An 11123-nucleotide genomic window follows, 5' to 3' on the forward strand; every position below is an offset into this window, starting at 1 on the left:
CTTGATAAGGGGGTGTCTGATAATTTTTAACACCTACCTACTTATTGATTACAGCTTAAACTGTTTCATAAAAGCTCGATCGATCCGATCTTTCCATAACCATAATAACGGTGATTGCCACGAAAAACCGCCCCAAGATGCGATCGCTTTTTGGTCTCCTGTCCCGATTAAACTGAGATAATTTTTCTGGGGAAAATAGGGTTTTAATGGCTGATTTTGCAGAATTCTGACTAAATTATCGAACAGAGGTTTACCTTGTCGGACGGCAAAAACTCCCGCTTTCGGACGGGGATAATCTGGAATCGTGGCAATATCTCCCACGGCAAAAATATGGGGATGGGAAAGGGATTGCAGATAATTATTCACTAAAATAAACCCTTTTTCATCTGTCAGTAATCCTGACGCTTTAATCCAACTAGGGGCCGAGGCAGTCGTTACCCAAATTGTATAATCCGTGGGCAAAACTAACCCCGATGAACAGATAATCCGATCTGCTTGCACTGCCGTCACATCCGTTGATAAATATAATCTAATTCCCCTTTGTTTAAAAATATTCTCCAAACGTTGGCCGACCCAATTATTATGGTTCGGTAGTAGTTTTTTTCCTCGATGAATTAGAGACAAATTCAAATTACTGCTAGAGTTGAGAATTTTGGCCAAACGGGACTGCATATTTAAAGCTAATTCGACCCCGCCCGCGCCACCACCAACAATGACGATATTTAAAGGATTATTGGGGTTACTAACCGCTTTTTTCAGGATTTCTTGCCATCCTTCCCGAAAAATCGGCACCGGTTTGGCGGGAATAGCGTACTCTTTAGCACCGATAACATTATCCACTGCTGGGATGCTGCCGATATCGATCGAGAGATAATCAAAGGGAATTGGTGAAGAATTATGACAAATTACTTGACATTTTTCCGTATCTATGGAATCAGCCTTAGCTAAACAGAATTGCGCTTGAGAATACCTAGCTAGAGAAGGTAAATCGATATGAGTTTCGGCAAAATCATAAAAACCGGCGATGTAGCCGGGTAACATTCCCGAATAGGGGGTATGGGTGACATCGCTAATTAAAGTTAATTGAACGTTTTTTAGGGGTGATTGCCCCCAAAGACGAAGGGCGATCGCATGACTATGACCACCACCGATAAAAACTAGGCGCTTGACTAAATCCATAAAAAAAGGGGATTGCTGCCGGAAAAGTTAAATTCTAATGAATATATCTTCTGACACAGAAATTCTGTTGCAAAATCGAGGGTAGATAGACAAAAACTCAAGGCATCGAGGCCAGGAACTTGTAACCAATGACAGTCAATTGGGATTTTGATCTTTTCGGACTCGATATTCTTAAGCAAATTCTATCTATTATCTTCGCTTCCCAATAGAGAGAAGTCTATGCAAGAAGTTTATATCGTGGCCGCTGTCCGGACTCCAATTGGTCGTTTTGGTGGGGGATTAATCGGATTATCCCCGGCCGATTTAGGGGCAACAGTGATGAAATCTGCCCTAGAAATCGCTAATTTGCCCCCAGAAGCCCTAGATTTGTACATTTTCGGCAATGTTTTGGGATCGGGTCATGGTCAACTCATCCCTCGACAAGCGGCGATTAAAGCGGGAATTCCCGTAAGCGTGGACGGATATCGGGTGGATATGGTTTGTTCTTCGGGAATGATTGCCGTTAGTAACGCTGCCACCTCAATTCGCGCCGGCGAAGCGGATCTCGTCCTCGCCGGTGGCATCGAATCCATGTCCCAAACTGGCTTTTTTCTCTCCCATCGGGCCCGGTGGGGTTATAAATTCCTTATGGGTGCGCCGGAACAATTAACCGACCTATTACTGCACGATGGCCTAACCGATGCTACCACGACTGAGGGCATGGGTTCCCAAGTCGATCGCCTCTGTCTCGATCGCGGGGTTTCTCGGCAAGCATTGGACGAAATTGCCGCCTTATCCCACCAAAGAGCAGCCACAGCCACAGAAAAAGGCTGGTTTAACGGCGAAATCGTGCCAATTGAGCTTAAATCTAAGAAAGGTTCCACAATTATCGCTCAAGATGAGGGTATTCGTTCCGATAGTACCCCAGAAGGTTTAGGAAAACTGCGGCCAGCTTTTAACCCGTCGGGAGTTTTAACCGCAGGCAATAGTAGTCAGATTTCCGATGGGGCTGCCGCTATCCTTTTAGCCAGTCAAAAAGCCGTGGATCAGTACGGTTTAAAACCAATTGCCAAAATCCTCGGCGGCGCTGTGGGTGCTGGCAAAACCGATCGCTTCCCAGAATTCCCCGTCCTAGCGGTGAAAAAATTGCTATCATCTCTAGATAAAACGATCGAAGATTTCGATTTAGTGGAAAATAACGAAGCTTTTGCCTTAAATAATCTGCTTTTTGAGATGGATCTGGGGTTAGCGAGGGAAAAACAAAACGTTCACGGTGGTGCGATCGCCTTGGGTCATCCCATCGGCGCTTCCGGAGCGCGGATTCTGGTGACGTTAATTAATGCGTTGAAAGTACAGGATAAAACCCTCGGTATGGGGGCCATCTGTCATGGGACCGGTGGCGGAACAGCGATCGCAATTGAAAGAGTTTAGGAGGAAAAAGCTATGGTATCTCTGGGACTAGAGGAGAAAGTTATCGTCGTTACCGGCGGAAATCGAGGCATTGGGGCGGCTATTGTCTCTCTTTTGATAGAATTGGGGGCCAAGGTGGCCTACACGGATTTAGCCACCGATAATCCCCAGGGTTTAGGCATTGTCGCCGACGTGACTAAGTTGGAATCCATGGAAGCGGCAGCTCAACAAATTGAAGCGGAATTGGGACCGGTTTACGGCATCGTCGCTAACGCGGGGATTACCAGAGATAACTTTTTCGCTAAATTAACGCCGCTAGATTGGGATTTAGTGATTAATGTCAACCTAAAAGGGGTTAATCACACGATTAAGCCGTTTATTGAGGGAATGTACGAACGACAAGCGGGATCGATCGTTTGTATTAGTTCTATTTCCGGTGATCGCGGTAATGCCGGCCAAACTAATTACGCAGCCACAAAAGCGGCAGTTATCGGTTTAGTCAAATCCTTAGCGCGAGAAGCTGCTCGTTACAATATTCGCGCCAACGCGATTGCGCCGGGGTTTATTAACACGGAAATGACTTTAGCGATTCCCGATAAAGTTCGCGATAAAATCACCGCCGAAATTCCCTGTCGTCGCTTCGGTGAACCCGCAGATATCGCTTGGGCAACTGCTTATTTACTCTCTCCTGTTGCCAGCAGTTATGTCTCTGGAGAAGTCCTCAGAGTTAATGGGGCCCATCACACTTAATCAGTTATCAGTTATCAGTTATCAGTTATCAGTGGGTAAGTTATCAGTTATCTAATTCAAAGATGGAAAATGTGTTTGTTATCGAAAAAATCGGGTCTAAAACCTGGCATTTTAAGGCGAAAAGTTTTTGGAGCGGGGCATAAATCACCATTATAAAAACGGACTCCTGCCCCTTGCCTCCGTTATTTAGTGCCCGTTTAGCTAGTAAATAGGAGAGAAAAAATTATCAATCAGGAGTCTGAAGAAACGGTTAATGACGAGATGCGAACTGAATATGACTTTTCTGGTGGTATTCGTGGCAAATATTATCAAGCTTATCGACAGGCTAGTAATGTGATAATTCTCGATCCCGATGTGGCGGAAATTTTTCAAGATTCAGCCTCAGTCAATGAAGCGTTAAGATTACTAGCAAAAATTGCCAAGTCTGGAAAAATATGACTTATCAGTTATCAGTTATCGGGTGTAGAGTTGGTTAGTAAACTAGCGAAATCAGCGTTAAAGGAAAAGGGCAAAAATAATGGATAAACCGACACAAGCTTGGAGTGAGATGGCCGCCGATTACGTCAATCTTTGGACAGAAACCGGGGCAAAAATGTGGTCAAGTTGGTTTGATATGATGGGGGCGATACCGACTCCTATGGGCAATATTAAACCAGAATTACAAGAGGCAACCCAGCGCTATTTTGATAATCGGGATTTGTTGATCAAATTCCTAAAATTATCGGTGGAAGCTTGGGAAAGTATTTTCCCGAAAATGCAAACAGGAGAAAACTGGCAAACAATTTTAGATAATTATACCCAACAGATGCGCGGTCAACTGAATAGTTTTACTGCCACCACTTCCCAGGGTAGTCAAGATGTCAGTCAACTATGGACAATTTACCTGCAACAATTACAAAGTCTCAATCATTTATGGTTCGATCCTTTCGTGCTGTCAAATGACACAATAACCAAAGCTTGGTTAGGTAATACTTCTTCTTTGATCGAACTCAATAATATCTATTGGCAGAAGTTTTATGATGAAACTTTTGGCCAATGGTTACAGATGCCTTTATTAGGATTGCCGCGAGAATTTAACCGCAAATTACTCGATAGTTTTGAAACTTGGCGCGTTCTTTATCAGGCTAGTATTAACTATCAAATTGTGCTGGCTGATATTCAAGTTAAATCCTTTGAAGCTTTAACTAAAAAATTAGTTTTCCTAGCAGAAAAAGGTCAACCTGTCAAGAATTGGCGAGAATTTCAAGATGTGTGGAGTGTAGTCGCTGATGATATTTTTGAAAAGGCTTTTTGTCAACCAGAAAACCTAAAAGTAAGGGGAAAATTTATTAATTCCCTCAATGATTATCGCATCAAACAGCAGGATTTAATGGAAATTTACCTGCGTTCGATGAATCTGCCTACCCGCAGCGAAGTCGATGAAATTCATCGGACTATCTATGAGTTACGCAAAGAGGTAAAAAGTCTCAAAAAAGCTTTAGGAGAAAAAAAAGCAGTAGAAAGTAACAATTAGTTAATTGTGCTTGACAATCAGTTATCAGTTATCAGTTATCAGTTATCAGTTATCAGTTATCGGATTGCAGTTTTAAGTATATAGTGTTAGGTGAAAACTTCGGAACTTTCTTTTCACTGATTACTGTTTACTGTTCACTGCTCACTGAAAAATCCCCACTTTTCTAGGAGAATTAAATTATGTGGCCATTTTTGACGCAAGTGAAACTGGAAGATTTTACCCAAGATTATCTAGAATTAACTCAGAAAAATCTCAAAGGTTTAGACAATCTCAAACGAGTTAAAGAAGAAGATATTCAGTGTGGAGTCTCGGAAAAAGAAGCAGTTTATCGGGAAGATAAAATCATTCTCTACCACTTTAAACCCGTGGTTGAAAAACCCTTCGAGATTCCCTTGCTGATGGTTTATGCTTTGGTCAATCGTCCCTACATGGTAGATTTACAGGAAGGGCGTTCTTTAGTGGCCAATCTGCTGAAATTAGGCTTAGATATCTACTTAATTGATTGGGGATATCCCACCAGAAGCGATCGCTGGTTAACCCTTGATGATTATATCAATGGTTATGTCAATAATTGCGTCGATTTTATTCGTCAAAGTCACCATCTCGACAAAATTAATCTGCTAGGAATCTGTCAGGGGGGAACCTTTAGTTTATGCTATAGTTCCCTCTATCCCGATAAGATAAAAAATCTGGTGACAATGGTGACACCGGTGGACTTTTATCAAACCGAGACCCTCTTAAATATGCGCGGGGGGTGTTCCTTGGGGTCCGAAGCATTAGACATCGATTTAATGGTAGATGCTATGGGCAATATCCCGGGAGATTTTCTTAACTTAGAGTTTCTGGAATTGAAACCTTTGCAGTTAGGTTATCAGAAATACCTCGATTTTCCTGACATCATGGAAGACGAATCAAAATTAGTTAATTTTCTGCGTATGGAAAAATGGATTTTTGATAGTCCCGACCAAGCGGGAGAATCCTACCGACAGTTTCTCAAGGATTTCTATCAGCAAAATAAACTGATTAAAGGGGAAGTGATGTTAGGAGATAAACGGGTAGATTTACACAATCTGACCATGCCAATTCTCAATCTTTATGCGGATAAAGATCACCTTGTCCCTCCCGCTTCTTCCCTCGCTTTAGGGAATTATATCGGTACTTCTGACTATACCGCTTGTGCTTTCCCCGTCGGACATATCGGAATGTATGTCAGTGGCAAAGTGCAACGGGATTTACCCCCCGCTATTAGCGATTGGTTGAAAGCAAGAGCTTAACAATCCTAGAAAATATCCCCTTTTCCCAGTTTGGGAGAGGGGTGTAACACAATACAACACATCGATAAAAAAACATCTACGGGCAGTAAAATAAACTTTTGTAACAGAGGATGTTAAGCACTGTTGCAAGATCGGGCAGAATCGGAGAATCTCGTTCCTTTTGGCTAAACCCCTGTGGTACACTGCAAAGCGTACTCGCTCGTAAGTATGTAGGAGAAAACCTGAGTGTTAAGAGTCGCTGTTGTGGGTTCAGGGCCGGCCGGTTCTTCGGCGGCAGAAACATTAGCTAAAGCAGGCATTGAAACCTATTTATTTGAACGCAAATTAGATAATGCTAAACCCTGTGGTGGAGCGATTCCTCTCTGTATGGTGAGCGAATTTGACCTACCTCCTGAAATTATCGATCGCCGGGTGAGAAAAATGAAAATGATCTCCCCCTCTAACGTCGAAGTCGATATTAATCTCGATAATCAAGACGAATATATCGGAATGTGTCGTCGGGAAGTCCTCGACGGTTTTATGAGAGAGCGCGCCCATAAATTAGGAGCGCATTTAATCAACGGAACCGTTTACGGTCTCGACATTCCCACCAATAGCACCGATCCCTATACCCTACACTACGCTGATCACTCCAACGGCAATTCCCAAGGGGAAATGAAATCTCTGAAGGTGGATGTGGTTATCGGTGCCGACGGTGCTAATTCTCGCATTGCTAAAGCTATTGATGCTGGGGATTACAACTATGCGATCGCTTTCCAAGAACGCATCCGTCTTCCCCAAGATAAAATGGCCTACTACGAAGACCTGGCCGAAATGTATGTAGGAAAAGACGTATCCCCCGACTTCTACGCTTGGGTATTCCCCAAATACGATCACGTCGCCGTCGGTACTGGCACAATGAAGGTCAATAAAGCCATGATTAAAGACCTACAAGCTGGTATTCGCGCTCGCGCGGCCCGTCGTCTGGAAGGAGGCGAAATCATCCGGGTGGAGGCTCACCCCATCCCCGAACATCCCCGTCCTCGTCGTGTAGTTGGTCGCGTGGCCCTCGTAGGTGATGCTGCGGGAACAGTTACCAAGTCTTCGGGAGAAGGCATCTATTTCGCCGCTAAATCGGCGCGGATGTGTGCGGAAACCATTGTCGAAGTCACCAACGGCGGCCAACGTATCCCCACAGAGGACGAGTTAAAACTCTACCTCAAGCGTTGGGATAAGAAATACGGTATGACCTATCTGGTATTAGATATTCTGCAACGGGTTTTCTACCGTACCGATGCCACCCGGGAAGCTTTTGTGGAAATGTGTTCCGATAAGGACGTACAGAAGATGACTTTTGACAGTTATCTCTATAAAACCGTTGTTCCCGCTAATCCTCTCGTACAAATGAAGATTACTGCTAAAACCATCGGTTCTCTCCTGCGCGGTAACGCTTTAGCTCCTTAAAATCAATTGATAACTAGAAAACCCAATCTCCGGCGGTGGTTGGGTTTTCTTTTGGGTCGTCCCTTCCTGTCTTCTCTAATTCAAACAAAAATATCGCCTCACCAGCAATCTCTAAGTACCGCCTCACCTCAAATCTAGAGAAATAACGCTCTTTTAATACCATAATTCGGGTATCAGGTCATAATAACCAGCTTGGGGCGGTGGGTAAATACCCGCTTCGATTTTTTCGATAATAGTCGGCCAAGCTTGTCTAAAAGCGGCAGAGCGCTCGTTGGGGTGCAGAGTCCAACCCTTGGCATTGGTGAGAGTGGCGCGATAGTAGTTGCTTTGTTCTAGGGAGCGAGAAACCATAATTTCCCAAGAGTCGAGTTTTCCTTTCCCAGTCACAATATTGCCCCAAGCTTTTAAACCATCGGGTAAATGATCGAGAAAGGTATTTTTATAAGAGCGCCAGAGGGGGGTGATCGGTAAAAGGCGATCGTAGCGACGACAATTAAGTAAATAGGCACGGCTGCCAAAAAATTTAAATTGATAGAATCCGTCGGGATTTTTCGTGCAAGGATGCTGAGAATAAATCGTACCATCGGGCCGGGGTGGGCCGGACAAAGGACGCACAAACATCATTTCTGGATGGGTTTCCATCAACTCAATCCCCTCGCGGATCCAACTGTAATCCTGTTCTTGATAGAGCATCATGTCACTGTCATAATGGACCATATAATCGCTGCGACATGACTCGATTTTGAAGATCGAGCCGAAAATCGGATAACCTTTGTAGTTATGGGTGGAACGGAGGGGACTGCCGAAATGCTTTTGATAGATACGCTGACGATAGCTGGGATCGTAGTTAAAATCCACTAGGCGATCGATTATGCCTTCTTTAACTAATTTTTCAGCACAGGCTCTTAATTCCTCCATTGTACCCAGTCCGGGGCGATTAACCTTTTCCCCGCTTAAGGGGGCCGTGTCAATAGCGAGTACCTTTTCCTGGAAGGGAAACTGACTCATTTTGACTAGATGGGGAATAGTGTTCATCATAAACCAGACATCGGTTCGCGCCGTAAAAAACCAGAGCGAACAACTTGGCAATCCCATTTTGTATAAACCTCACTTTTGTTTGGGTCTTAAATGGGATACATTATAGGGTAATCTTCTAGACAAGTTGACACAATTCCTGATTAACCTATGACTATAGCCCTCGATCGCTTACCCCAATCTTGGCAGGATTTAACCAATCGTTTAACTTATAAGTATTTTCAGATACGCATTGATACACCCAAAGACCCCTATAAAATTCTCTTTCGTCCCCAACCCTATCAGGTTTTATTTATCCTTAGCCATATGCGATCGGGTTCGTCTTTATTAACCCATATCCTCAATTCTAATCCCGAAATTATCGGGTTTGGCGAAACTCATCTGGTTTATGAGAGTGAACAGGATTTTAAAACTTTAATGTTTAAACTCTACTGGCGTTTGCAAGATTTAAACATGAATCATAAATATATTTTAGATAAAGTTCTTCACGATCAGAAATTTTTAGACCATAGTTTTTTGCAATCTGATGCGGTTAAAACCATATTTTTACTACGAGAACCGCAGCGCACTTTAGCCAGTATTCTAGATATTAAACCCCATCAAAATGAGCAGCACGCCCTGGGTTATTATACCGGTCGTTTAGCCACCCTAGAAAGTTATGCTCGATTAATTAACAGCAAAGAAAAGAGTTTATTTATCACCCACGACCAAGTATTAAACCAAAGTCAATTGGTCTTTAATAGTTTACAGAGTCATCTCGATACTAAAACAGGATTTTCTGAAGAATATCGAGTTTTAAAAACCACTGGTACTCGCGGTATAGGCGATTCTTCCGAGAATATCAAAGCGGGTAAAATTATTAAACAAGCCAGAAAATTAGATATAGAAATTTCCGACGATGTTTTAACCCAAGCTCAAAAGGCCTACGATCAATGCTACGAAACCCTCAGCAATTATTGTCATTGTATCTAAGCTGAATTGGGGATTGGCAATAGCGTTGATTCTTTCCTCCGCGTCCAAAAAAAAAACCCTAACTCAACTCTAAGTTGAGCCTTTAGCCAGTCCGATTAGCCTTCAATATTAGCAATTGTAAAGCCCATCTGACACTCGTAGAGATTGGGCTGTTGGCTTCCTCCTTTGCCCAAGGAGTGACCACAGCCTAGTTTACCCTCTCGCCACCGGGGTTGCCCCTGCTGGTTGGCTAAAAGACAGCCCTGACAGACAGAACCCGTATCGAGAATGTGTTCGTCGGTTAAAATCACTAACATGACGTTCACCCCCATTAATCTCTGATTTGTCTCTATTGTAAAAGGTTTTTTCTGAGATGTAGTGGCGCGCTATACATTCCGCTACTTTTTGGCTTTTTTTCGCTTGGACTCTTCTTATGGAGAAGATTAGACCTGGAAAATGTATAGTGATTAAAGCCGACCTACGACCCCCAACCTCCCCATGTTTCTACTGCTCGACTTCTGGCGAGCTAAAAGAAGGGCTCTCCCAGCTTTGGTGGGTAAAATGTATTATAAGATACATTTCTCAAGAGCGAGGGGGTGGAACGAACCACAAAGACACAAAGGACACAAAGATCGATCGATCCTATGTCAATTAAACTTATCACACAGAACCTAGAAGAGCCAAAGAAGACCTCTTAACCAGCAGTCTCCCAATTTGACCAAAATCTAACCAGCAATTATTCGCGTCAATGATGTGGCCAACAACTTGTCTTGACTGCTCATCAGCCTCCTTGGCAGCAACAAGCTCATTCCCGATGACATGGGCAGAGATTTTGTCGACATTTTCTCCCTCAGAGAAGAGTTCGCGCATAACATTCGCCAACTAACTCAAATTTTTGCTCAAATTGGGAGTCACTCTGTTACCTCACCTTGAAAGGGCTGGTATTTTGACTTACGCCCCTTCCTCTTTTGAGACGTTGTGACACTTAGGGTGCGGAATGTGGGTTTTAAAAATTTGCGGAAAGACGCATCTCCGCTTGTAGATCAAAATCAAGCTCAATAATTTCCTTGTCAAGAATTAAGAAGATGAGGAAATCAGTTTTGTCGGTGATGGAGTGAAAACCATCTTTTGTGGTCAAAAAATTATCTATTTTAGAAATCATAGGAACGTTCTCATGCTTTTAACTCCAAACTTTAACCCTCTTAACTCCCTTAACTTCTCTGATTCTACCACTAACTTTCTTAATTCCGGCCCTCGGCAAGAAATAGGTGAATCCACATCTATTATTCAATATTTAATCAATCAAATCCCTGAATCTGTATTGTGGATCGATTCTCAAGGACGGATTAAGCATTACAATGATGCTGCTTGTGCTTTATTGGGATATTCCAGAGAACAATTATCTAATTTGACTATAGAAGAAGCTGCTCAAGATTTTTTAAACTCAGATTGGTCTAGATACTGGAAATTAATTCAACGTCGAGGTTTTGGACGTTTGATCAGACAACATCCTTATTATGAGGATCATCAATCCCTCGATATTACGGTTAACTTTCTCAAATATGGAGATCAGGATTATATAACCCACA

Annotated in this window: 13 protein-coding genes; 8 read left to right on the forward strand and 5 right to left on the reverse strand. The window is 43.0% G+C overall.

Features of this window, described 5'->3' with window-relative positions:
* Window positions 1-48: 48 nt before the first annotated feature.
* Entirely contained in the window at window positions 49-1179 is a 1131-nt protein-coding gene (locus MICAI_RS21305) for an FAD-dependent oxidoreductase (protein ID WP_008206941.1), read from the reverse strand.
* 219 nt (window positions 1180-1398) lie between these two features.
* Between MICAI_RS21305 and phaA the strand changes: the two genes are divergently transcribed.
* The 6 genes from phaA (at window position 1399) to chlP (ending at window position 7548) form a co-directional block, all read left to right on the forward strand.
* A complete protein-coding gene (gene phaA, locus MICAI_RS21315; protein WP_008206943.1) occupies window positions 1399-2589 on the forward strand; it encodes an acetyl-CoA acetyltransferase PhaA in 1191 nt (396 codons plus the stop codon).
* Between the two features lie 12 nt (window positions 2590-2601).
* Window positions 2602-3318, forward strand: coding sequence for an acetoacetyl-CoA reductase PhaB (phaB, locus tag MICAI_RS21320; protein WP_008206945.1), 717 nt, complete (start codon window positions 2602-2604; stop codon window positions 3316-3318).
* 225 nt (window positions 3319-3543) lie between these two features.
* Window positions 3544-3756 carry a hypothetical protein gene (locus tag MICAI_RS21325; RefSeq protein ID WP_002784823.1) on the forward strand — a complete coding sequence of 71 codons (213 nt, stop codon included), beginning with the start codon at window positions 3544-3546 and terminating at the stop codon, window positions 3754-3756.
* A 79-nt stretch (window positions 3757-3835) separates the two neighbouring features.
* A complete protein-coding gene (gene phaE, locus MICAI_RS21330; RefSeq protein ID WP_008206949.1) occupies window positions 3836-4831 on the forward strand; it encodes a class III poly(R)-hydroxyalkanoic acid synthase subunit PhaE in 996 nt (331 codons plus the stop codon).
* A gap of 179 nt (window positions 4832-5010) precedes the next feature.
* Entirely contained in the window at window positions 5011-6105 is a 1095-nt protein-coding gene (locus MICAI_RS21335) for a class III poly(R)-hydroxyalkanoic acid synthase subunit PhaC (protein WP_008206950.1), read from the forward strand.
* 225 nt (window positions 6106-6330) lie between these two features.
* Window positions 6331-7548 (forward strand): geranylgeranyl reductase, encoded by a 1218-nt coding sequence (chlP, locus tag MICAI_RS21340; protein WP_008206952.1) that lies wholly within the window; start codon window positions 6331-6333, stop codon window positions 7546-7548.
* Between the two features lie 153 nt (window positions 7549-7701).
* On the opposite strand, the gene MICAI_RS21345 is transcribed toward chlP, so the two are convergent.
* The gene (locus tag MICAI_RS21345; protein ID WP_008206954.1) at window positions 7702-8643 is read right to left on the reverse strand and encodes a hypothetical protein; all 942 of its coding nucleotides are present in this window, start codon (window positions 8641-8643) and stop codon (window positions 7702-7704) included.
* 90 nt (window positions 8644-8733) lie between these two features.
* Between MICAI_RS21345 and MICAI_RS21350 the strand changes: the two genes are divergently transcribed.
* Complete coding sequence (locus MICAI_RS21350) at window positions 8734-9555, forward strand: nucleoside triphosphate hydrolase (RefSeq protein WP_008206956.1); 822 nt, start codon at window positions 8734-8736, stop codon at window positions 9553-9555.
* Between the two features lie 95 nt (window positions 9556-9650).
* Here MICAI_RS21350 and MICAI_RS21355 read toward each other — a convergent pair whose 3' ends face one another.
* The 3 genes from MICAI_RS21355 to MICAI_RS26135 all read right to left on the reverse strand — a co-directional run bounded on the left by MICAI_RS21355 (window position 9651) and on the right by MICAI_RS26135 (window position 10696).
* On the reverse strand, window positions 9651-9851 hold the full coding sequence (locus MICAI_RS21355) for a hypothetical protein (protein WP_002735656.1): 201 nt from the start codon (window positions 9849-9851) through the stop codon (window positions 9651-9653).
* 343 nt (window positions 9852-10194) lie between these two features.
* On the reverse strand, window positions 10195-10404 hold the full coding sequence (locus tag MICAI_RS21360; protein ID WP_039900674.1) for a hypothetical protein: 210 nt from the start codon (window positions 10402-10404) through the stop codon (window positions 10195-10197).
* Between the two features lie 136 nt (window positions 10405-10540).
* Complete coding sequence (locus MICAI_RS26135) at window positions 10541-10696, reverse strand: hypothetical protein (RefSeq protein WP_157221777.1); 156 nt, start codon at window positions 10694-10696, stop codon at window positions 10541-10543.
* Between the two features lie 12 nt (window positions 10697-10708).
* On the opposite strand from MICAI_RS26135, the gene MICAI_RS21365 reads away from it, so the two are divergent.
* On the forward strand, window positions 10709-11123 hold a 415-nt coding region (locus tag MICAI_RS21365), incomplete at its 3' end, for a PAS domain-containing protein (protein WP_039900675.1).

Origin of the sequence: Microcystis sp. T1-4 (assembly GCF_000297435.1) — a bacterium.
Classification (GTDB): Bacteria; Cyanobacteriota; Cyanobacteriia; order Cyanobacteriales; family Microcystaceae; genus Microcystis.